22 protein-coding genes are annotated in these 22,050 nt (G+C 71.8%); 17 read left to right on the top strand and 5 right to left on the bottom strand.

Translation table 11 applies throughout. From position 1 onward, the window contains the following. Positions 1-153 precede the first annotated feature (153 nt). Positions 154-1,017, top strand: coding sequence for an EamA family transporter (locus ACQPXB_RS34775; protein WP_366583857.1), 864 nt, complete (start codon positions 154-156; stop codon positions 1,015-1,017). Positions 1,018-1,039: 22 nt separating this feature from the next. After that, the gene (locus ACQPXB_RS34770; RefSeq protein WP_432845844.1) at positions 1,040-1,414 is read left to right on the top strand and encodes a VOC family protein; all 375 of its coding nucleotides are present in this window, start codon (positions 1,040-1,042) and stop codon (positions 1,412-1,414) included. On the opposite strand, the gene ACQPXB_RS34765 is transcribed toward ACQPXB_RS34770, so the two are convergent. Further along, the gene (locus ACQPXB_RS34765) at positions 1,411-2,007 is read right to left on the bottom strand and encodes a class I SAM-dependent methyltransferase (RefSeq protein WP_432845843.1); all 597 of its coding nucleotides are present in this window, start codon (positions 2,005-2,007) and stop codon (positions 1,411-1,413) included. The two genes, ACQPXB_RS34770 and ACQPXB_RS34765, sit on opposite strands and share 4 nt — an antisense overlap. A 117-nt stretch (positions 2,008-2,124) precedes the next feature. Between ACQPXB_RS34765 and lepA the strand changes: the two genes are divergently transcribed. Continuing rightward, the gene (gene lepA, locus ACQPXB_RS34760) at positions 2,125-3,975 is read left to right on the top strand and encodes a translation elongation factor 4 (RefSeq protein ID WP_366583854.1); all 1,851 of its coding nucleotides are present in this window, start codon (positions 2,125-2,127) and stop codon (positions 3,973-3,975) included. A gap of 46 nt (positions 3,976-4,021) precedes the next feature. On the opposite strand, the gene ACQPXB_RS34755 is transcribed toward lepA, so the two are convergent. Then, positions 4,022-4,468, bottom strand: coding sequence for a pyridoxamine 5'-phosphate oxidase family protein (locus ACQPXB_RS34755; protein ID WP_432845842.1), 447 nt, complete (start codon positions 4,466-4,468; stop codon positions 4,022-4,024). Positions 4,469-4,797: 329 nt separating this feature from the next. On the opposite strand from ACQPXB_RS34755, the gene ACQPXB_RS34750 reads away from it, so the two are divergent. From ACQPXB_RS34750 to ACQPXB_RS34700, 11 genes are all read left to right on the top strand, one after another. Beyond that, positions 4,798-5,562 (top strand): GntR family transcriptional regulator, encoded by a 765-nt coding sequence (locus tag ACQPXB_RS34750; RefSeq protein ID WP_366583852.1) that lies wholly within the window; start codon positions 4,798-4,800, stop codon positions 5,560-5,562. Then, on the top strand, positions 5,562-6,506 hold the full coding sequence (locus ACQPXB_RS34745) for an ABC transporter permease (RefSeq protein WP_366583851.1): 945 nt from the start codon (positions 5,562-5,564) through the stop codon (positions 6,504-6,506). The genes ACQPXB_RS34750 and ACQPXB_RS34745 overlap by 1 nt, the downstream gene beginning before the upstream one ends. Positions 6,507-6,562: 56 nt before the next feature. After that, a complete protein-coding gene (locus ACQPXB_RS34740; RefSeq protein ID WP_432845841.1) occupies positions 6,563-7,456 on the top strand; it encodes an ABC transporter permease in 894 nt (297 codons plus the stop codon). After that, a complete protein-coding gene (locus ACQPXB_RS34735; RefSeq protein WP_432845840.1) occupies positions 7,453-8,451 on the top strand; it encodes an ABC transporter ATP-binding protein in 999 nt (332 codons plus the stop codon). Before ACQPXB_RS34740 ends, ACQPXB_RS34735 begins: the two co-directional genes overlap by 4 nt. Next, positions 8,451-9,392: an ABC transporter ATP-binding protein gene (locus tag ACQPXB_RS34730; RefSeq protein ID WP_432845839.1), complete on the top strand. Its 942-nt coding sequence runs from the start codon at positions 8,451-8,453 to the stop codon at positions 9,390-9,392. The genes ACQPXB_RS34735 and ACQPXB_RS34730 overlap by 1 nt, the downstream gene beginning before the upstream one ends. 85 nt (positions 9,393-9,477) lie before the next feature. Continuing rightward, positions 9,478-11,088 carry an ABC transporter substrate-binding protein gene (locus ACQPXB_RS34725; protein WP_366583847.1) on the top strand — a complete coding sequence of 537 codons (1,611 nt, stop codon included), beginning with the start codon at positions 9,478-9,480 and terminating at the stop codon, positions 11,086-11,088. Positions 11,089-11,113: 25 nt separating this feature from the next. Continuing rightward, entirely contained in the window at positions 11,114-12,721 is a 1,608-nt protein-coding gene (locus ACQPXB_RS34720; protein ID WP_432845838.1) for an amidase family protein, read from the top strand. Next, positions 12,718-14,166: an MFS transporter gene (locus ACQPXB_RS34715; RefSeq protein WP_432845837.1), complete on the top strand. Its 1,449-nt coding sequence runs from the start codon at positions 12,718-12,720 to the stop codon at positions 14,164-14,166. The genes ACQPXB_RS34720 and ACQPXB_RS34715 overlap by 4 nt, the downstream gene beginning before the upstream one ends. Further along, positions 14,163-15,572 (top strand): amidase, encoded by a 1,410-nt coding sequence (locus tag ACQPXB_RS34710; protein WP_432845836.1) that lies wholly within the window; start codon positions 14,163-14,165, stop codon positions 15,570-15,572. Before ACQPXB_RS34715 ends, ACQPXB_RS34710 begins: the two co-directional genes overlap by 4 nt. 10 nt (positions 15,573-15,582) lie before the next feature. Further along, positions 15,583-16,962 carry an amidase gene (locus ACQPXB_RS34705; protein WP_432845835.1) on the top strand — a complete coding sequence of 460 codons (1,380 nt, stop codon included), beginning with the start codon at positions 15,583-15,585 and terminating at the stop codon, positions 16,960-16,962. A 26-nt stretch (positions 16,963-16,988) separates the two neighbouring features. Beyond that, complete coding sequence (locus ACQPXB_RS34700) at positions 16,989-17,174, top strand: hypothetical protein (RefSeq protein ID WP_366583842.1); 186 nt, start codon at positions 16,989-16,991, stop codon at positions 17,172-17,174. Positions 17,175-17,227: 53 nt separating this feature from the next. Here the strand turns inward: ACQPXB_RS34700 and ACQPXB_RS34695 are convergent, their stop codons facing one another. The 3 genes from ACQPXB_RS34695 to ACQPXB_RS34685 all read right to left on the bottom strand — a co-directional run bounded on the left by ACQPXB_RS34695 (position 17,228) and on the right by ACQPXB_RS34685 (position 20,941). Next, a complete protein-coding gene (locus ACQPXB_RS34695; protein ID WP_366583841.1) occupies positions 17,228-18,679 on the bottom strand; it encodes an amino acid permease in 1,452 nt (483 codons plus the stop codon). A gap of 107 nt (positions 18,680-18,786) precedes the next feature. After that, entirely contained in the window at positions 18,787-19,815 is a 1,029-nt protein-coding gene (locus ACQPXB_RS34690; RefSeq protein ID WP_432845834.1) for an alpha/beta fold hydrolase, read from the bottom strand. A 160-nt stretch (positions 19,816-19,975) separates the two neighbouring features. Beyond that, positions 19,976-20,941 (bottom strand): zinc-binding dehydrogenase, encoded by a 966-nt coding sequence (locus ACQPXB_RS34685; protein ID WP_432845833.1) that lies wholly within the window; start codon positions 20,939-20,941, stop codon positions 19,976-19,978. Positions 20,942-21,001: 60 nt separating this feature from the next. Here ACQPXB_RS34685 and ACQPXB_RS34680 point away from each other — a divergent pair, with 60 nt between their 5' ends. The 3 genes from ACQPXB_RS34680 to ACQPXB_RS34670 are packed head-to-tail and all read left to right on the top strand — an operon-like array spanning position 21,002 to position 22,037. After that, positions 21,002-21,199 carry a hypothetical protein gene (locus ACQPXB_RS34680; RefSeq protein ID WP_364054715.1) on the top strand — a complete coding sequence of 66 codons (198 nt, stop codon included), beginning with the start codon at positions 21,002-21,004 and terminating at the stop codon, positions 21,197-21,199. An 11-nt stretch (positions 21,200-21,210) separates the two neighbouring features. Then, a complete protein-coding gene (locus ACQPXB_RS34675) occupies positions 21,211-21,675 on the top strand; it encodes a ribonuclease domain-containing protein (protein ID WP_366583838.1) in 465 nt (154 codons plus the stop codon). After that, positions 21,672-22,037 carry a barstar family protein gene (locus ACQPXB_RS34670; RefSeq protein ID WP_285973937.1) on the top strand — a complete coding sequence of 122 codons (366 nt, stop codon included), beginning with the start codon at positions 21,672-21,674 and terminating at the stop codon, positions 22,035-22,037. Before ACQPXB_RS34675 ends, ACQPXB_RS34670 begins: the two co-directional genes overlap by 4 nt. Positions 22,038-22,050: the final 13 nt, after the last annotated feature.

Raw genomic sequence — 22,050 nt, 5'->3', positions numbered from 1 at the left:
ACCGGTCCGCACGACGCGACCCACCACAACCAGGGCCGGCGGGACAGGTCCGAGCGGCACCATCGGCGCGGCCCGACGCCCGCCGTTCATCTGACGGGACAAAAGCCTGGAGGACCCGGCCTTCCGCGTGCGCGGAAGACCCGAAGGGGTCCGGTGAACACCACAGCTCTGTCGTTCGTCCTCATCGCCGCCGTCGTGCACGCGGGGTGGAACCTCGCGGCCAAGCGCGTCACCTTCGGCGGGCCGCGGTTCGTGTGGCTGTACTACACGGTCTCCGCTGTGGTGTTGCTCCCCGTGACAGTCATCGCACTGCTGGTCGAACCCGAGCGTCCACAGTGGACGTGGCTGCTCGCCGCCGTGGTCACGGCCGTGCTGCACGTGTCGTACGGCACGGTGCTGCAGCGCGGGTACGCCGTGGGCGACCTGTCGATCGTCTACCCGCTCGCGCGCGGCACGGGGCCGCTGCTGTCGGTGCTGGCGGCGGTGCTCGTGCTGCACGAGCACCCCGGCGTGCTGGGCCTGATCGGGGCGTTCCTCGTGGTGGCGGGCGTGCTCGTGATCAGCCTCGGCGGCAGCCAGGCCGACGTCAAAGCGCGCCGCGCCGGCGTGTTCTACGGCGTACTCACCGGGGCGACCATCGCGGCCTACACGCTGTGGGACGCCCACTCCGTGACGACGCTCGCCGTACCGCCGCTCGTGTACTTCGGCGGCGGCGCGCTGGTGCAGAGCGTGCTGCTGGCGCCCGCGGCCCTGCGTGACCGGGCCGAGGTCGGGAAGCTGTGGCGCGAGCACCGCAAGGAGACGCTGATCGTCGGGCTCGCCTCGCCCGCGGCGTACCTGCTGGTGCTGTACGCGCTGCGGATGGCCCCGGTCAGCCTGGTCGCGCCGGCGCGGGAGCTGTCGATCGTGCTGGGCGGGCTCGCGGCGTGGTTCGTTCTCGGTGAGCGGAACGCGGCACGCCGGCTGGTGGGCTCGGTGGTGGTGCTGGCCGGGATCGTCGCGATTGCGGTGGCCTGAGCCACTCGGGTAGGCAGGACGCATGGACGTACTGAGCAGCCGGGTGCTGATCCACCCGCGCGACCTGGAGGCCTCGACCGCGTTCTACCGGGACACGCTCGGGCTGGCGATCCAGCGCGAGTTCCCCGGTGGCACGGTCTTCTTCGCGGGCGGCGGTTCGATCGAGGTCGTCGGCAGCAACGACGCGACGCCTTCGGCGGCCGTCGACCTGTGGCTGCAGGTGCGTGATCTGCCGGCGACGCTCGAGGAGCTGGCCGGGCGCGGCGTCACGCCGGTCCGCGGGGCGCAGCGCGAGCCGTGGGGGCTCGACGAGGCCTGGATCACCGATCCGGACGGCCTGCGCATCGTCCTGGTGCAGGTTCCGCCCGACCACCCGCTGCGCAGCGACCTCCGCTAGGGCTTGCGGGCCCGCAGCTGCGCCGCCAGGGCCGCGAAGCCCGGGGGCTCCCACGTCCACGTCTGCAGGTCGGTGAAGCCCGCTGCGGTGACCTCGGCGGCCAGGTCGTGGCGGGGGACCGGCAGCCACTTCTCGTGCGCGGACAGCAGCAGCCGGCCGCCGGGGCGCAGCACGCGGAACAGCTCGGCGAAGCCGGCCGTGCGGTCGTCCCAGAGCTGGACGTTGTTCACGCTCAGGACCACGTCCACGGACCCGGGAGCGCAGCCGGTGCGCGCCGCCGTTCCGTCACGCAGCGTCACGCGGTCTCCGCAGCGTTCGCGGCACAGGGCGCGCATCTCGGCCGACGGCTCGACGCCGACGACCTCGCTCGCCAGGCGGCTCGCCGCGTCGAGGCCGACGCCCGGGCCGGGGCCCACGACCAGCACGGTTTCGTCGGGTTCCAGCCGCGCCAGGTCGACGAGCCGGTGCTCGGTGGCGGCGTTGCCGCGGGACATCAGCCGGCCGCCGACGCGGCCCAGCAGGCCGCTGGGGTGCCCGAACGCGCGGTCCAGCGCGGTGTCGAACGTCCCCGGGGGAGGGTGTGGAGTGCTCATCCTTCGAGGTCACCACGAGCCCGGCGCGCTCGCATCGGGGATGACCCCCAACCGCACCCGGAGGTCCATGGGACGATAGGAAGCGGCCACCCCCGACCTTTCCCGAGGACCACACGAGTGACAGCGCCCAAGACGTTCGCCGACACCACCTTCACGCCGCCGGAACTGATCCGCAACTTCTGCATCATCGCCCACATCGACCACGGCAAGTCGACGCTGGCGGACCGCATGCTGCAGCTCACCGGCGTCGTCGAGGAACGGGCGATGCGCGCGCAGTACCTCGACCGGATGGACATCGAGCGTGAGCGCGGCATCACGATCAAGGCCCAGAACGTCCGCCTGCCCTGGCAGGTCCAGGGCCAGGACCACGTGCTGCACATGATCGACACGCCCGGCCACGTGGACTTCACCTACGAGGTCTCGCGCGCCCTGGAGGCGTGCGAAGGCGCGATCCTGCTGGTCGACGCCGCGCAGGGCATCGAGGCGCAGACGCTGGCCAACCTGTACCTGGCGCTGGAGAACAACCTCCAGATCATCCCGGTGCTCAACAAGATCGACCTGCCCTCGGCCGACCCGGACAAGTACGCGGCCGAGCTCGCGCACATCATCGGCTGCGAGCCCACCGACGTGCTGCGGGTCTCGGCGAAGACGGGCGTCGGCGTCGGCGCGCTGCTCGACGAGGTCGTGCGCCAGGTCCCGGCTCCGGTCGGCGACGCGGACGCCCCGGCGCGCGCGATGATCTTCGACTCGGTCTACGACACCTACCGCGGCGTCGTCACCTACATCCGCGTGGTCGACGGCAAGATCACCCCGCGCGAGAAGATCCGCATGATGTCCACCGGCGCGACCCACGAGCTGCTGGAGGTCGGCATCATCTCGCCGGAGCCCAAGCCCAGCAAGGGCCTCGGTGTCGGCGAGGTGGGTTACCTGATCACCGGCGTGAAGGACGTGCGCCAGTCGAAGGTCGGTGACACCGTCACCTCCGAGCGGCACGGCGCCACCGAGCCGCTGGCCGGCTACCGCGAGCCGAAGCCGATGGTCTACTCGGGCCTGTACCCGGTCGACGGCTCCGACTACCCGGAGCTGCGCGAGGCGCTGGAGAAGCTGCAGCTCAACGACGCGGCGCTCGCCTACGAGCCGGAGACGTCGGTCGCGCTGGGCTTCGGTTTCCGCTGTGGCTTCCTCGGCCTGCTGCACCTGGAGATCACGCGCGACCGCCTGGAGCGCGAGTTCGGCCTCGACCTGATCTCCACCGCGCCCAACGTGGTCTACCGCGTGGTGCTGGAGGACCGCAGCGAGGTCGTGGTCACCAACCCGTCCGACTGGCCGACCGGGCTGAAGATCTCCGAGGTCCACGAGCCGGTGTCGAAGGTGAGCATCCTCGCGCCGAGCGAGTTCGTCGGCACGATCATGGAGCTGTGCCAGAGCAAGCGCGGTGTGCTGCTCGGCATGGACTACCTGTCCGAGGACCGCGTGGAGCTGCGCTACAACATCCCGCTCGCGGAGATCATCTTCGACTTCTTCGACACGCTGAAGTCACGCACCCGCGGGTACGCCTCGCTCGACTACGAAGAGGCGGGCGACCAGGTCGCCGAGCTGGTGAAGGTCGACATCCTGCTGCAGGGCGAGACCGTGGACGCGTTCTCGGCGATCGTGCACAAGGACGCCGCCTACGGCTACGGCAACCGCATGGCCACGCGCCTGCGCGAGCTGATCCCGCGCCAGCAGTTCGAGGTGCCGATCCAGGCGGCCATCGGCTCGCGCATCATCGCGCGCGAGACGATCCGCGCGATCCGCAAGGACGTGCTCGCCAAGTGCTACGGCGGCGACATCTCGCGCAAGCGCAAGCTGCTCGAGAAGCAGAAGGAAGGCAAGAAGCGCATGAAGACCGTGGGCCGGGTCGAGGTCCCGCAGGAGGCCTTCGTCGCGGCTCTGTCCACTGAGGACAGCGGCAAGGCCAAGAAGTAGCCGGCCGGCGAGCCCGCGCCGCACAGCACGGGCTCGCCGTCGGGCTTCAGCGGTTGCCGATGATCCTCTCGGCCGCCACGAACACCGCGACGCGGCGCTCCTCGGCCATCACGCGGTCGTACTCGGCCCAGTCGTCGTGGGTTCCGGTGGCGGCCTTGAAGACGTCGCGCAGCAACGTCGGCAGGCCGGCCGGGTCGAAGGCCGCGTCGGGGTCGTCGGGGCCGATGAGGTGGGTCTTGCCGGTCACCGACACCCAGTCCCAGCCGCGGCGGAACGTGAGGGTCGCGTGGCCGGTGGTGCGCAGCAGCTTGAGCTTGTGGGCCCCGCCCATCGCCACGAGGGCGACGCCGGGTTTGCCGGTCACGGGGTCGTCGAAGACCCCGGCGTTGACGACGGACGAGTGCACCGTCCCGTCGGCGCGGGTGGTCGAGATGGTCGCGAGGCCGTTCTCCTGCAGGGACAACGCGCGGGCGTGCTCCAGATCGGCGGTCATGCCGCACAGTAACGCCGTGGCGGGTGTGCGTCTTCCCGGCTCACCCGCCCGAGCGCGTCACCGGAAGTGACACCCTGGCCGCGTTGCCGGCGGGTCCCGGTGATCATCCGGTCCGGCGCCGGGGACGAGCGACGCCGGCCGGTCGCGAGATCGACTTCGGTGCCAGTGCGGGGAAACTTCCGGCCGGACGGCGCGCCGATCCCGCGTATCGAAGCTCCGCAGCGGGTTACGCGCAGGTCAGGCCGATTCCCGCCCCGAGGCTTCCGGCTTAACGACGGCGTTACGCTTCCGGCCTTCCGGACAAACGGCGGCGAGCGCACGCTTCCTGCATGAAGCAGGCCAGGATCGATCCGCGGACCAAGCGTCGTCTGAGCGCCGCCCGCCGGGTGCGGGATCTGCTCCGGGCGGCCATCGTGCACGAGGAGTTACCCGCCGGGGCGCTGCCCGGCGAAGCCGAGCTCATGTTGTCCTTTTCGGCCAGCCGTCAGGTCATCCGGGACGCGCTGGCCCTCCTGCGCGAGGAAGGACTCGTCAAGCGCGTGCAGGGGACCGGCACGTTCTCCGTCGCGTCCAAGGTGCGCCACGCCTTCAGCCACCTGCACGGCCCCGAACCGGCGCTGGAACGGGTGTCGCACCGGATTCTCGCGATCAGCCAGGAGGTGGCCGCGCCGCGCGTCGCCGATCGGCTGGGACTGCCGGTGGGCGCCGACTGCGGCGTGATCGAGTACCTCGCCGTGCTGGGCACCGAGCCGTATTACGCCTGCACGGCCTACGTGCCCATCCCTCTGCTCGGGGTGGTGCGGCACGGGCGGACCGTGACCGAGTGGTATTCGGTCTACGAGGCGGCCGGGTTCGAGCTCGGCGTGACCGACCAGGCGGTGGAGGCGATCGTCGCCGACGACGAGGCCGCCGCCGTGCTCGACGTGCCGGCGGGCGCACCGCTGATGCTGTTCGAACGGCTCGTCCGCGACCGCCGCGGACGGCCTCTGGAATACGCGTTCGCCAGGGTGCGGGGTGACCGCATCGCGCTGCTGGCCCAACTTCCCCGCAACTGCCGGCAACGACGCCTGCCTCAACTCGCGCAGGAGGCGTGATGCCCGGTTATCTCGGCCGACGGTTGCTGATGACGATCCCGATCCTCATCGGCGTCTCGATCGTCATCTTCATCACCATCAAGATCATCCCCGGCGACCCGGTCGCGTCGATGCTCGGCCCGACCGGCAGCCCGGAGGCCAGGGCCGCCCTGCACGCGCGGCTGGGGCTCGACAACCCGTTGCCAGTGCAGTACTTCTCGTGGCTCGGTCACACCCTCACCGGCGACTTCGGCACCAGCATCACCCGCCACGACGCGGTCGCGCCCATCGTCCTGGACGCGCTGGTGAACACGCTGATCCTCACCGTCGCGGCCGGCGCGCTCGCCATCGTGCTGGGACTGCTCGTCGGCGCGCTGACCGGCCTGCGCCGCAGCGGCATCGCGGCCCGGATCGGCAACGCGTTCGCGCTGTTCTCGATTTCCGTGCCGCAGTACTCCATCGGGCTGCTGCTGATCATCTACCTCGCGTCGAACGCCGGTCTGTTCCCCGTCAGCGGCATGCACAACCCGAACGGCGACGGCGGGTTCGCGGATCTCGTCGACCACCTCATCCTGCCCGCGGTCACCGCGGCGCTGGTTCCCGCGGGGATCATCGCGCGGATGTTCCGCTCGTCCGTGCTCGACGTGATGAGCATGGACTTCGTCGAGGCGCTCACCGCGCGGGGTCTGTCGCGGGCCCGGGTGATGCGCCACGCCTTCCACAACACCGTGCCGTCGCTGCTGACCGTCGCGGGCCTGCAGGTCGGCTACCTGCTCGGCGGTGTCGTGTTCGTCGAGGCGGTGTTCCAGTGGCCCGGCATCGGGCTGCTGGTCTACCAGTCGATCACCCAGCGCGACCTGCCGGTGATCCAGGCGGGCGTGCTGGTCTCCGCGTTCGCGTTCGTGCTGATCAACCTCGTGGTCGACGCACTGCACGGCCTCGTCGACCCGCGCATCCGCACCTGACGGCAGCGTCGCCGGTCCCCGTCCCCACCGACCGAACTCCTCGAGGAGTGTCTTCGATGACCGCACTGACCGAACCGGCACCGGCGACGTCGCTGCCCGATGCCGCACCGGCCGCCGCCCCGGCGCGCCGCCGCCGCAGGATGACCGTGAGCGCCACCGTCGCCGCCGCGGTGGTCCTCCTGATCGTGCTCACCGCCCTCGTCGGACCCCTGCTGGCGGGCGACCCGGTCGCGGGCGACACCGCGCACCGGCTGCTGCCGGCCGGCACCCCCGGCCACCTCCTCGGCACCGACGGCCAGGGCCGCGACGTGCTGGCCCGCCTCGTCGACGGAACCCGCCTGTCGCTGCTGGCCGGCCTGGTCCCGGTGGCGTTCGCCGCGCTCGTCGGCACCGGGCTCGGCGTCACCGCGGGCCTGTCCGGCAAGTGGGGCCAGCGAACGATCATGCGCACGCTGGACGTGTTCTACGCGTTCCCGGCGGTGCTGCTCGCGGTCGCGATCGCCGCCGCGCTCGGGTCCGGGCTGTCCAATGCGATCATCGCGCTCGCGGTGATCCTCGTCCCGCCGGTGGCGCGCGTCGCCGAGACGGAGACGCGGCGACTGGTGGATCTGGACTACATGGAGGCGGCGCGGGCCAGCGGTGCCACCCGCTCGGCCATCGCGCTGCGGCAGGTACTGCCCAACGTCGCCCCGCCGGTGATCGTGTACTGCACCGCGCTGATCGGACTGTCCATTGTGTACGCGGCGGGGCTGAGTTTCCTCGGCCTGGGGATCTCCCCGCCGACTCCGGAGTGGGGTCTCATGGTCAGCGAGCACACGCAGTACATCTACTCCGCGCCGTTCCTGGCCGCGATCCCCGCGCTGGCGATCCTCGTCGCGTCGGTCGCCTTCAACGTCCTCGGCGACGGCCTGCGGGATCTGCTCGACGTGCGAGGGGAGGCGCGGGCATGAACGCGGCCGTGACCCCGCCCCTGGCGGTCGAGGACCTCACCACCACGTTCGTCTCCCGGCACCGCCGGATCGAGGTCGTGCGCGGGGTGTCGTTCACGATCGGCCGCGGCGAGACGATGATGCTGCTCGGCGAGAGCGGCAGCGGCAAGTCCGTGACCGCCCGCTCGATCATGCGGCTCTACGGATCCGGCGCCGAGCTCGGCGGCAGCGTGCGGCTGAGCGGCCGCGAGCTCACCGGGCTCGCGGAGGCGCAGCTGCGCGACGTCCGCGGCGGCCAGATCGCGCTCGTGCCCCAGGACCCCACGGGTGCGCTCGACCCCTTGCGCCGCATCGGCGCGCAGCTGGCCGAGACGCTGGCCGTCCACGGCGTGGAGCGCGTGAAGACCGCGGCGCGGCGGCGGGCCGAGGCGCTGCTGGCGATGGTCGGCATCCCCGACCCGAAACGCGTGGCCGGCAGTTATCCGCACGAGCTGTCCGGCGGCATGCGCCAGCGCGCGGTGATCGCGATCGCGGTGAGCTGCGACCCGCAGGTGCTCATCGCCGACGAGCCCACCACGGCGCTCGACGTGACCGTGCAGGCGCAGATCCTCGAGCTGATCGCCGACCTGCAGCAGCGCCTCGGCATGGCGGTGCTGATGGTCACCCACGACGTCGGCGTCGCCGCGGACTTCGGCGGCCGGGTCGGGGTGATGTATGCGGGCAAGCTCGTGGAGGAAGGGCCGGCGCACGAGGTGCTCTCCGCCCCACGCCACCCGTACACCGCCGGGTTGCTGAACTCGCTGCCCACGCCCGGGGTCGCCCGGGGCACGCTGCACTCGATCGTCGGGGCACCGCCCGCGGTCGGCGCGTTCCCCGGCGGCTGCGCCTTCGCCCCGCGCTGCCCGCAGGCCCGGCGCGCGTGCACCCGAACCGATCCTCCGCTGACCGCGGTGGCCGAGGACCGGTCGGCGGCCTGCCCCGTGGTGAACCCGGAACCGGCGTCGGTGGTGGCGTGATGGCCGACGAGCTGCTGCGGGCCGAGGGCCTGACCAAGATGTTCGGCAACGGGGTGCGGGCCGTCTCCGACGTGTCCCTGACCGTCCACAAGGGAGAGACGCTCGGCGTGGTCGGCGAGTCCGGCTGCGGGAAGTCCACCACCGGGAAGATGCTGCTCGGCCTGCTGTCGCCCGACAGTGGCGCCGTGACCTTCGACGGCGAGCCCTTGGCCGGGCTCAGCCGCTCCCGGATGCGGGCGCTGCGGGCCCGCCTGCAGGTGGTGCCGCAGAACCCGCAGACGTCGCTGAACCCCCGGCTGCGCGTGCGCCAGTCGATCGAGTTCAACCTCCGGGCGCACGGCGTCGAGCGCGGTGCGCGCCTGCCGCGCGTGCTGGAGCTGCTGGAACGGGTGGGGCTCACCGCGGCACAGGCCGAACGCTTCCCCCACGAGCTCTCCGGCGGCCAGCTGCAGCGCGTCGCGATCGCCCGCGCACTGGCCACCGGGCCCGATCTGGTGGTCTGCGACGAAGCGGTGTCCGCTTTGGACAAAAGCGTGCAGGCGCAGGTGCTCAACCTGCTCGCCGACCTGCAGGCCGAGACCGGCGTCGCGTTCCTGTTCATCTCCCACGACCTGGCCGTGGTGGAGCACATCTCCGACCGGGTGGCCGTGATGTACCTCGGCCGGGTCGTGGAACTGGCCCCGGCGCGCGAGCTGTGGGCCACCCCGCGCCACCCGTACACCCAGGCCCTGCTGTCGGCGACCCCGGGACAGGGCCGCGAGCGGATCGTGCTCTCCGGCGACCTGCCCAACCCGGCCGATCCACCGTCCGGCTGCGGGTTCCGCACGCGCTGCCCGGTCGCGGAACCGGCTTGCACGACCGAGTGGCCGGCGCTCGCCGAGGCGGCACCCGGTCACCGGGCCGCCTGCGTCCACGTGAGCCCGGTGCCCGTACCGGGCTGATCCCGCCACCCAGCCAGCCCAGCGGCCGCGCCGGCCGCCGGGCCGACCCCGCACGCCCTCGACCCCCCTGCCGAGAGGAAAACCCTTGTCCCCCAACCGTTACTTCGCGCGGCGGAGAGGCCGGACCGCGCTGCTCGGCGCGTTCGCCGCCGCCGTGTCGCTCCTGCTGTCCGCCTGCGGCGGCAGCGCCACCGCCGGCGGCTCCGGCGGCAACACGCTCACCATCGGCATGACCGCGTCCGACATCCCCGTGCTCGACACCGGCCTCGCGCAGGGCCAGGGCTACGAGGGCCTGCGCTTCGTGGCGAACCAGCTGTTCGACGGGCTGACGAAGTTCGACCTGACCAAAGCCGACCAGATCCCGAAGATCATCCCCGACCTCGCCGAATCGTGGACGCCCAACGCCGACCTGACGAGCTGGACCTTCAAGCTGCGGCCCGGCGTGACCTTCCACGACGGCACCCCGTGGAACGCCGACGCGGCGATCTTCAACCTCGACCGCTACACGAACAAGAACAGCCCGCAGTACTACCAGGAGCTCAACGCCCAGGGCGGGTTGTCGATCGCCGGGATCAAGACCTACCACAAGGTCGACGACCTGACGATCGTGATCGACACCAACGGCCCGTGGGCCTACCTGCCCAGCGATCTCGCGACGGTGTACTTCGCCAGCCCCACGGCGGTGAAGGCCGAGGGCAACCAGGGCTTCGCCGAGAAGCCGGTGGGCACCGGGCCGTTCAAGTTCGACTCGCTCGTGCGGGGCCAGCGCATGGTGATGCTGGCCAACGACAAGTACTGGGCCGGCCGGCCCAAGGTCGACAAGGTCATCCTGCGCCCGATCCCCGACCCGACCGCCCGCGTGGCGGCCCTGCGGTCCGGTGAGGTCAACTGGATCGAGGTGCCGCCGCCGGACGACGTGCCCAACCTGAAGTCGCAGGGCTTCCAGGTGCTGACGAACTCCTACGACCACATCTGGCCGTGGGTCTACAACCTCGCGAAACCGCCGTTCACCAACGTTAAGGTGCGCGAAGCGCTCAACTGGGCCATCAACCGGAAGGCACTGGTCGACAACATCCTCAAGGGCACCGCGGAACCCGCCCTGGGCTACGTGCCCCACGCCAACGCGGCGTACGAGCCCGCCGACGACGCCTACGGCTACGACCCGGCCAAGGCCAAGCAACTGCTCGCCGAAGCCGGCTACGCAGGCGGGTTCACCATGACGCTGTCCTACCCGACCAGCGGCTCCGGCAACATGGTCCCGACCCCGATGAACACCGCGCTGCAGACCGACCTCGCCGCCGTCGGGGTGAAGGTCCAGCTCAAGCCCATCGAGTGGGCGGCCATGCTGACCGACTTCTTCAGCGGCAAGATCCCGGACAACGCCGACGCCCTCAACATCTCGCTGAGCTACCAGCAGGAAGGCTTCTGGCGCAACTGGTTCGGCACCGGTTCGACGGCCAACGCGGGCAAGTACAGCAACCCCCAGGTCGACGCCCTGTTCGCCAAGGCGCGCACGGTGCTCGACGACAAGGCGCGGGCGAGCCTCTACTCGCAGGCCGCGCAGATCCTCGCGAAGGACTCGCCGTGGCTCGTCGTGGTCGACGACCGCAACCCGCGTGTCCTGTCCTCCAGCGTGCACGGCTTCGTGCAGGCGCAGTCCTGGTTCGCCGACCTCACCCAGCTGTCCGTCGGCTGACCGGCCCCACCGAAAGGAGATCGCCATGGCGATGCCTCGCGGCCGCATCCGCGGCTTCGTGCGCAGGCCGACGCCGCAGGAGCTGTCGGAACTCGGCGCGACCGAGCACCTGTCCCTCACCCCGCGGGAAGCCGAGCAGTACGCGCAGATCCTCGACCGGACGTTCGCCGGCGTCGACCGGCTGGACGAACTGCACGCGCCCACCCCGCCGTTGACCTACACCGACCGCGATCCCGGCGGCCCGGTCGACGACACCGAGGACCCGTTCCACGCGTTCATCCGGCGCTGTCACGTGAAAGGCGCGCCGGGCGGGCCGCTCGCGGGACTCACCGTCGGCGTCAAGGACAACCTCGCCGTGGCGGGGGTGCCGGTCACCAACGCTTCACGGACGCTGAGCTACACGCCGACGTCCGACGCGGTCGTGGTGTCCCGGCTGCTCGCCGCGGGCGCCGACGTCACCGGCAAGACGAACCTGGACGACTTCTCCACGTCCGGCACCGGCGAGTCGAGCTGGTACGGCCCGGCCCGCAACGCCGTCGACCCCACCCGGTCGGCCGGCGGCTCGTCGGGCGGCTCGGGATCGGCCGTCCGCTCCGGCGCGGTCGATCTCGCAATCGGCGTCGACGAGGGCGGTTCGGCCCGGATTCCCGCGTCCTTCAACGGGATCGTCAGCATCAAACCGACCCAGGGCCTGGTTCCCTCCCACGGGCTGACGTACATGGACCACACGATCGACGCCGTGTGCCCGATGGCGGGCACGGTGGAGCTGACCGCCCGGATGCTCGACGTGATGAGCGGGCACTCCGACCGCGACCCGCAGTGGGTCCGGGGCACCGCCGAGCCGACGAACGCCGTCGCCGCACTCGGCGAAGGGGTGGCCGGTCTGCGGATCGGTGTGGTGACCGAAGGGCGCGACCCGGCCCTGTGCGAGCCGGGCGTGCTCGCCGCGTTCGAGTCCTCGTGCGCCGCGCTGGAGGCCGCCGGCGCGACCGTGACCCCGGTGTCGATTCCCCTGTGGACGGACGCGTGGGCCATCGAAACCACGCTGCTGATGCATCTGGCGTGGCTCAACGCCCAGTCCGACGGTGCCGGCTACGCGCACCTCGGCGAGGTGGACGTCGAGCGGACGCACGCCTTCGGCCTCGTCCGGCGGCTCGAGGCGGACTCGTTCCCGCCGTTCTTCAAGGTGTGGCTGCTGGGCGGAAGGTACTTGCACGACAAGTACTTCTCCACCTACTTCGCCAAGGCCGCGAACCTGCGGCGGGCCCTGACCGCACAGCTTGATGCGGCATTCACCGGGTTCGACCTGCTGCTCACCCCGACCACACCGCAGGTCGCGCCGGTGCTGCTGGACCGGCCCGCCGAGGACCCGGAGCTGCTCGCCCGCGGCACCACGATGGTCAGCAACACCTGCGTGCTCAACCTCACGGGGCACCCGGCGCTCGCGGTGCCGAGTGGCGTGGACCCGGAAACCTCGATGCCGGCGTCGATCCAGATCATCGCGCCGCGGTGGCAGGACGCGCTGACGTTCCGGGCGGGTGCGGTGGTGGAGGACGCGGCGGGTGTGATGCCGGGCGGGATCACGGCCCAGCCCGCCACCCGGCCCGAACCGCAGCCGGCCGGTTCGCGGTGATCGAAACCGTGCCCGCGCGGGCACCCGTGTCCGGCCCGGTGCCCGGCTCCGGGCCGGACGCTCGCCGCCGGTTCCACCTCGTCGTCGTGGTGGCCGGCGTCGGGTTCGGGCTGACCGCGCCGTTCACGGCGCTGCTCGTGGTGGGGCTCGGCGGCCCGCCGTCGTGGGCGGCCTTCGTGGTCTCCTCGATCGGGCTTTCCCTGCTGCTGGTCGATTTCCTCGGCACCCGGTTCGTGCCGCGGGTGTCCTCGCGCACCGCGCTCACGGTGTCGTTGCTCGTGTTCGGCGTCGGCTGCCTGCTCTCGGCGGCCACCACCAGCTGGGAGGTCGTCGGGCTCGCGCGGGTGCTGCAGGGGTTCGGCACGGCTTTGTTCATGGGCGGCGGGATCGCGCTCGCCGTCCGGCTCGTCGGCGAACGGGTGCGCGGGAGCGCGATCGGCACGTTCAACGCGTTCTGGTTCCTCGGCGTCGCGACCGGTCCGCTCGGCGGTGGCCTGATCGCGGCGGTGGTGCCGGGACCCGACGGGTTGCGGCTGCTGTTCGGCGTGTGCGCGGCGGTGAACCTGGCCGGTGCGGTGGCGGCGTGGTTCCTCGCGCCCCGCTGGGTTTCCGCCGTCCGGCCCCGGCTCGGGCTGCCCGCGGGCCTGGGAGTGCGCGGCCGCCGGATGTGGTCGGTGCTCGTGCTGACCGGGCTCGGGCAGGCGGTGCGGTCCGGGCTCGCGCTGACGCTGGTCCCGTTGCTGGGCGCGCAGCTCGGCATGGGCTGGGTCGCCTTGGGGCTGGCGTTGTTCGCGATGTCGGTCACCGACGTCGGCGCGATGCACTTCGGCGGCCGGTTCGGCGACCGGCACGGGCGGCTGCTCCCGCTGGCGGCCGCGCTGGCGTGGGGCACCGTCGCCGTGCTGGCCCTCGCCACGGTGGTCCGCGGCCCGGTCGCGTTCGCCTTGGGGGCGCTCGCCACCGGCGTCACCGTCGGCACCACGTGGGTCGTCCCGGCCGCGATGACCGTCGATCTCGCCGAGGACCCGGACATCGCGCTCGCCGCGTACCGGATCGCCTGTGACATCGGGATGCTCGCCGGCGGGCTGCTCGCCGGAGTGGGCATCGCCGTCGGCGGCGTGCACACCGCGCTGGCGGCCACGGCCGTCTGCCTCTTCGGCGGTCTCCTGCTCACCCTCACCGTCCGGGAGACGCTGCCCCGCCGTCCCCACCTGTCCGTCGTCAAGGAGGAAACCGTGCCGCTGCCCGCACCCGAGGAGTTCGCCGTGTTCGCCGCGAACTCCGACATCACCCTCACCCCGCAACGCCTCGCGCAGGCCTACGCCACACACACCCACTACCGCGCGGATCTCGAACGCCTGCGGCGACTGCCCCTGCCGTTCACCGAGCCGGTCAGCGAACCGGCCACCGCGCTCGCCTGGATCACCCGGGGAGGCACCGCATGACCGACCTCGCTGATCTCACCGCGACCGAGCTGCTCGCCGCGTTCGCCGCCGGCACCGCGACCCCGAGCGAAGCCGTCGCGGCCTGCCTGGCCCGCATCGAGGCCACCGACCCCGGGCTCAACTCGGTGATCACCCTGCTCGCCGACTCCGCGCGGGCGAAGGCGGCCGAATCGGACGCGCGCTGGCGCGAGGGCACCGCCCGGCCGCTGGAGGGAGTTCCGTACGGGCTCAAGGACATCGTCGCCACGGCCGGGATCAGGACGACCGGCGGCTCGGCGCTGTACCGCGACTACGTGCCGGAGACCGACGCGGTGCTCGCGGCCCGGCTCGCCGACGCCGGCGGGGTGCTGCTCGCCAAGCTCGCCACGTTCGAGTTCGCCTGCGGCGGCGCGGTGAACAAGACGTTCGGCCCCACGCGCAACCCGTGGGACCCGCGGCGCACCACCGGCGGCTCGTCGTCCGGCTCCGGCGCGGCGGTCGCGGCGGGCCAGGTGCCACTGGCGATCGGCACCGACACCGGCGGCTCGATCCGCATCCCGAGCGCGTTCTGCGGGATCACCGGGATCAAGGCGACCTACGGCCGGGTGCCCCGCCACGGCGTGATGGGGCTGTCCTGGACCATGGACCACGCCGGGCCGATGACCCGCAGCGTCGCCGACGCCGCGCTGATGCTCGACGTGATCGCCGGGCCCGATCCGCTCGACCCGACCACCCTGGCCGCGGAGGACAGCCCGTTCAGCGCGGCGGTGGGCCGGGACGTCAGCGGCATGCGGGTGGCGCGGGATCGCGCGTTCCTCGAAGGCGACCTGCACCCCGCGGTCGCCGAGGCGTACGAGTCGGCGCTCGGCGAGCTGACCGGGCTCGGTGTGGAGCTCGTCGACGTGGAGCTGCCGACGTTCGAGCTCGCCGCCGTCGCCGGCTGGTGGATCATCTACGCCGAAATGCTTTCCCTGCACGAAGAGCACGTGTCGGGAATCGAGGACCGCGACGAGATGGGCGCGTCGCTGCTGGGCGCGGCTCCGTTCGTGAGCGCCGCGGACTACCTGCGGGCGCTGCGGCTGCGCCCGGTGTTCCAGCGTGAGCTCGACGCCGCGATGGCCGGCTGCGCGGCGCTCGTGACGCCCGGCCTGAGCGCGCTGCCCCCGTTCATCGCCTCCGCGATGACGTCGGACCTCGGCAACCGCGAGGTGCCGTGGCTCGACGCCGCCTGCCGCACGAGCGTGCCGTTCAACCTCACCGGCTCGCCGGCGCTGGTGCTGCCCTCGGGCGAGATCGGCGGACTGCCGGGGAGCCTGCAGTTCGTCGGCCGCCCGCGCGACGAGGCCACGTTGTTCGCCCTCGGCGGTGCCTACCAGGCCGCCACCACCCACCACCTGCGCCGCCCGGCCCTGCCCGCGGCCGCTTGAGGAGGACGCGATGTACCTGACCATCACCGAAGCCGCCGCGGCACTGCGCGCCGGCGAGACCACGTCGGTGGAGCTCACGACCGCGGCCTACGCGGCCGCCGACGCCCACGACGAGGCACTGGGGGTGTACCTGGCGCGGTTCGACGAGACGGCGCTGGCCGCCGCCGCGAAGGCCGACGCGGAGCTGGCCGGCGGCGTCGACCGCGGCCCGCTGCACGGAATCCCGTTGGGAATCAAGGACATCATCGCCACCGAGGAGGGCGAGACCACCGCGCAGAGCCTCGTGCTCGACCGCGCGTGGGGCGCCGGCGGGGACGCTCCCGTCGTGGCGCGGCTGCGGGCCGCCGGGGCGATCGTCACCGGCAAGACCAGCACCATGGAGTACGCGATCGGCACGCCTGACCCCGACAAGCCGTTCCCGATCCCGCGCAACCCGTGGAACACGGAGCGCTATCCCGGCGGTTCGAGCTCGGGCACCGGGAGCGGGGTGGCGGCCGGGCTGTTCCTCGGCGGACTCGGCACCGACACCGGCGGCAGCATCCGGTACCCCGCGACCAGCTGCGGGATCACGGGTCTCAAACAGACCTTCGGCCGCGTCCCGAAAGCCGGGTGCGTGCCGCTGGGCTACAGCTACGACCACATCGGACCGATGGCGCGCAGCGCCGAAGACTGCGCGGTGATGCTCGCCGTGCTCGCCGGTCACGACAGCAGCGACGCGACGTCGGCCGACCGCCCGGTCGACGACTACACCAGCGGGCTCACCGGCTCACTCGCCGGGCTGCGGATCGGCATCGACCGCCTCCTCGACCGCTCGCCGCTCACCGCGCCGGAACTCGACCCGGCGCTGGACGCGGCCGTCGCCGAGCTCGTCGCGGCCGGGGCCGAGGTCGTCGACGTGCGGCTGCCGCTGTACGACGAGCTCAAGACCGCCACGATGGCCGGGCTCTCGGCCGAGGCGTACGCCTACCACCAGCCGGACCTGCGCTCGCGCTGGACCGACTACGGGGCCGGCACCCGCATGGCGGTCGTCACCGGCGCCCTCGTCAGCGCGGGTGACTACGTCCAGGCCCAGCGCGTCCGGCGCGTCGGACAGCGCCAGGTCGCCGCCCTTTTCGCCGACGTGGACCTCATCCTCACGCCGACGAGCGCGTGCGGCGCCCCCGAGGTGGACAAGCTGACGCTCGACAAGATCGTCGACGCGCTCCACACGCCGTACTGGAACGCGCTCGGCAACCCCGCGATGTCGGTGCCCATGGGTTTCACCGCCGACGGGCTGCCGCTCGGCCTGCAGATCGTCGGCAAGCCGTTCGACGAGGCCACCGTGCTCGCAGCCGGGTACGCCTACCAGCAGCGCACCTCCTGGCACCGCCAGGTTCCCCCGCTGTCGTGAACCCCGTACCAGGAAAGGAAACTCCCGTGACACCCGATCCCGCGACCGTCGTCCCCGCCCTGCTCTCCGCCGCCGGTGTGACGCCGTCGGCCGAGGAAACCGCGCTCCTCATCGCCGGCTACCCGTCGCTCTCCGAAGAGATCGAGAAGCTCTACGCGGTGCCGGAGGCCCGGTACGAGGAGCCGGGCCTGATCTTCCGCGCCGAGCTGTAGGCGTCCTGCTGAGGCGTTCCGCGTGAACGCCTCAGCAGGCCGGCCCTGTCGGATCAGTCCGAAGTGGACTCACGCTGTTCGCCGCGCGCCAGCACGGAGTGGCGGCGGCTGTAACCGAAGTAGACGGCCATCCCGATCACGAACCAGATCGCGAAGCGCAACCACGTCTCCGGCTTCAGGAACGTGATCAGCCAGATCGAGAAGACCACCCCGATGATCGGCACCACCGGCATCCCCGGCGTCCGGAACGTGCGGGGCAGATCGGGGCGCTTGTACCGCAGCACGATCACCGCGATGCACACCACCACGAATGCCAGCAGAATCCCGATGTTGGTGAGCTCGGCGGCCTCGCCGATCGGCAGGAACCCGGCGATGACCGCCGACGCCACGCCGAGGATCCACGTGGTGCGGGTGGGCACCTTGCGCACCGGGTGCGTCTTGCCGAACCACTTCGGCAGCAGGCCGTCGCGGCTCATGGAGTAGCCGACGCGCGTGGCGCCGAGCAGGAAGGTGAACAGCACGGTCAGGATGCCGATGATGGCGCCGACCGCGATCACCGCGCCCAGCCAGCCCAGGCCCACCGACGCGAACGCGCTGGAGAACGCCGCTTCGGGGTCGATGTCCTGGTAGTTCACCATGCCGGTCAGCACGAGGCACGCGAGGACGTAGAGCACCATCGAGATCGCGAGCGAGTACAGGATCGCCTTCGGCATGTGCTTCTGGGAGTCCTTCGACTCCTCGGCCGCGGTGGACATGGCGTCGTAGCCGAAGACCGCGAAGAAGACCGTGGCCGCACCCGTGAACGCGCCGCTGACGCCGAAGGGGAAGAAGTTGGTGTAGTTGCCCGTCTTGATGTGGAAGGCGCCGACCACGATCACCAGCACCACGAGCGCGACCTTCAGGTACACCAGCAGCGTCTCGAACCGCGCCGCGTTTTTCATGCCCTGGTTGAGGATGAACGCGATGAGCAGGCACAGCACCACGGCGAACAGGTTCACCACGTACGAGCCGTGCGCCACGCCCTCGGGCTCCGTGCCCGGCGCGCCCGACATCCACTGCGGCAGCGAGACGTGCAGGAAGCCCAGCAGGTCGTTGAAGTAGCCGGAGATTCCGATGGCGACCACCGCCACGATCGCGGTGTACTCCAGCAGCAGGTCCCACCCGATGAACCAGCCGACGATCTCGCCCAGCACCGCGTAGCCGTAGGTGTAGGCCGAGCCGGCGCGCGGGATCAGCCCGGCGAACTCGGCGTACGAGAACGCCGCCGCCGCGCTCGCGACGCCCGCGATGAGGAACGAGATCAGCACGGCGGGGCCGGCCGTCTGGTTGGCCACCGCGCCCGCCAGCGAGAAGATCCCGGCACCGATGATGCCGCCCACGCCGATCGCCGTCAGCTGGCGCAGCCCCAGCGTGCGTTGCAGGCCGTCACCGCCGCTCTCGATCGTCTCGATCGGTTTGCGCCGGAAGATGCCGGACCCTGTTCCCAGGCTGCGCGGAGCGGACATCGATGTCTCCTCATACGTCGTGAACCGAGCCCGGGTCACGGGCTCTGGCAGCGCACCGTACTAGGCCGTGTCCGCTGTGTCACCGATGTTCCGAAGCGGGCGGGAACTCAGCCCGCCGCGGTGTCCTCCGCGGCCTGGGACGCGGCGCGCGCGGGCCGGGACACGTCGCCGGAGCGGACGGCGCCCGCGGCGAAGAAGGTGAGGAGCTCGGCGATCTCGGGTGGGTCGTCGAGCTGGGGGCAGTGGCCCCAGTCCTCGCGCACCAGGAGGCGGCTGTGCGGCACGAGGGTGTGCAGGCGGCGGCCGGCGGCCGAGGAGACGAGCTTGTCCTTGCCGCAGGCCACGACCAGGAGCGGGACGTGCACGCGGTCGAGCTGGTAGGCGTCGGCGAGCTCGGTGACGAGCTGGCGGGCCTGCTCGAGGCGGGAGGTGGTGGCGCGGTAGTCGGGGAAGAGCGTGGTGAAGCGGCGGACCTGGCCGGCGTCGGCGGTGCCCGCGTCGGCGTACAGCAGGCGGGGGACGACCTGCTCGGCGACCGCGCGGACCAGGAACCCGGGTACCGGCAGCGGGAGCGCGGAGTACAGCCGCAGCGGCAACGGGTTGCGTGCGACCGTGCGGACGAGCCACGAGTCGACGAAGCCGGGCGCGGCGATCGACACGACGCCGACGAGCGGCAGCCGCGGGTTCTGGGCCGCGCGCAGGCCGAGCGTGCCGCCGAGGGAGTTGCCGGCGAGCACCACCGGGCCGAGCACGGCCTGCTCGCGCACGACGGCGGCGGCGAACGCGTCGAGCTGGGGGAGCATGGGGCCCGGGCGCAGGGGCTGGGCGTCGCCGAAACCGGGCAGGTCCACGGCGACGGCCGCGATGCCCGCGGTGGCGAGCTCGGCCAGCACAGGACGCCAGGTGTCGGCGCTGTCGCAGTAGCCGTGGAGCAGCACCAGCCGGGGTGCGCGGGGTTTCCCGGTGCCCCGCTTGCGGGACCGCTTGGGCGCCTCGGCCTCCACCACCGGTGGACCGACTTCGAGCACCCGCGTCCGCACTCCGGCGAAGCGCCGGAAGGAGACCCGGACGGGATCCGGTTCGCTGCTGGGCCGGCCGCCCCGGACAGCGGGTGCGGGCCGCTTCGATGCGGTCATGTCTACAGGTTAACCGTTCAAGGTCGAGTTCTGGTCGAACATCGGGGGTAACAAGCCGATTGCGAACTCGGGGTGTTGACGGTTAACGGAATGCGGCGTACAAGCACCGGCCCGGGCTGATCCGTGACGGAAAAGCCCAGGCCGGAGGGTTTCTGCCGACTCAGCGGGTGAAAACGATCTTGCCCGCGGTCTCGCCGTCGAGCATCGCCCGGAACCCCGCCTCGGCCTCGGCCAGCGGCAGTTCGGTCCCGATCCGGGGCTTGATCCCCTTGAGGTCGAGGTAGCTCAGCATGTCGGCCAGCTCGTCGCGCGTGCCCATGGTCGAGCCGGCGACGCGCAGCTGCAGGAAGAACACCCGCTGCAGGTCGGCCGACGGGTCCGGGCCGCTCGTGGACCCCGACACCACCACGATGCCGCCCGGCTTGAGTGACTTGAGGGTGTGCGCCCAGGTGGCCTTGCCCACGGTCTCGAACACCGCGTCGACCCGCTCGGGAAGCCGCGCGCCGGACTCGAACGTCTGGTGCGCGCCGACGCTTTCGGCAACCGCGCGCTTCTCCTCGCTGCGGCCGGTCACCCACACGCGGAAGCCCGCCGCGCGCCCGAGCGCGATGAGCGCCGTGGACACGCCACCGGACGCGCCCTGCACCAGCATCGTCTGGCCGGGGCGCAGGCCGGACTTCACGAACAGCATCCGGTACGCGGTCAGCCACGCCGTGCCCATCGTCGCGGCTTCGGGGAACGTGAGCCCGGCCGGCTTGGGCACCACGTTGCGCGCGGGCACCACGACCTGCTCGGCGAACGTGCCCTGGTGCTTCTCGGTCAGCAGGGTGCGCTTCGGGTCGAGTGTGTCGTCGCCCTGCCAGCCCGGGGCGTTGACCACGGAGTGGATCACGACCTCGGTGCCGTCGTCGAGCGTGCCGGCGCCGTCGCAGCCCAGGATCATCGGGAACTGGTCGGGCTTGATGCCGACGCCGCGCAGCGTCCACAGGTCGTGCATGTTGAGGCTGGCGGCCTTGACGTGCACCCGGACCCAGCCTTCGGGCACCTCGGGCTCGGGCCGCTCGCCGGCGACGAGAGAGTCGAGCGGGGCCGCGGCGTTGGGTTCCTTCGCGTATACGGCGAACATGGCAGCAACCTACCGCCCCTGGGCGCGCCGACGCAGCCTGGCGCGCGTAGGCTCACACCTGTGTTCAACGGGCTGGCCGACTGGTGGGACGGGGTCGAGCTGTGGCTCGCCCAGGCTTGGTTCCCCGTCCAGTTCGTGCTGGTCATGGTCGTGGTCGTCCCGCTGTGCCTGCTCGCCGCGTGGGTGATCGACAAGCTCGTGGGCCGCTTCGCCCGCTGGTTCGGCCCGGCCCGCGACGACGACAACCCGCCCTCTTAGGCTCACTCACCATGGTCAACCGTAGGCGGATCACCGCCGCACTCGTCGGTCTCCTCGTGCTGGTGCTCGCGGGCTGGCTCGTGAAGGAGAACGTCGGGGACTCGTCCTCGTCGGCCCCCGCCACGCCGAGCAGCTCCGCCCCGGCCGGCGCCTCGGGCGTCGCCGCGAAGCTGCCCGGCAGCGACTCCGGGCTGCCGGTGAAACCGTTGTCCGGCTTGCCCTCGCAGGCGCGCGACACATGGAAGCTGATCCAGGCGGGCGGGCCGTACCCCTATCCGCGCAACGACGACGTCGTGTTCGAGAATCGTGAGAAAGTGCTGCCGCGGAAGCAATCGGGTTACTACCACGAGTTCACGGTGACGACGCCGAAGAGCCCCGACCGCGGCCCGCGCCGCCTGGTGACCGGGCAGGCCAAGGAACTGTTCTACACCGACGACCACTACGCGTCGTTCGTCGTCGTGGACCCGAGCCGGTGACGCCGGCCGACGAGGCGAAGGCCGCCGCGGACGAGGCCTTCGCACGGGGCGCGTACCCGCACCTGGTCAACGGCGGCACCGTGGACAAGGCCTCCACGCTCGACGCGATCGCGAAGGCCATGTCCTTTCCGGACTACTTCGGCCGCAACCTCGACGCGTTGTACGACATGCTCACGGACCTGTCGTGGCTGCCCGCCGGAGAGCACGTGCTGATCTGGCGCGGCTCGGAAGCCTTGCGCCAGGCCGAACCGAAGAACTACCTGGCGATCCGCAGTGTCCTTTCCGACGCCCAGCGCGCGCTCGGCCCGGTCGACGGCAAAGCCGATTCCTGGCAGCTGACGGTCGTTCTCGCCGACTCGTGACCATCCCGATCCC

The sequence above is a fragment of the Amycolatopsis sp. CA-161197 genome (assembly GCF_050942255.1).
Lineage (GTDB): Bacteria > Actinomycetota > Actinomycetes > Mycobacteriales > Pseudonocardiaceae > Amycolatopsis.
The sequence above is the reverse complement of the archived record's forward strand: the minus strand, read 5'-3'. Positions and strand labels throughout refer to the sequence as shown.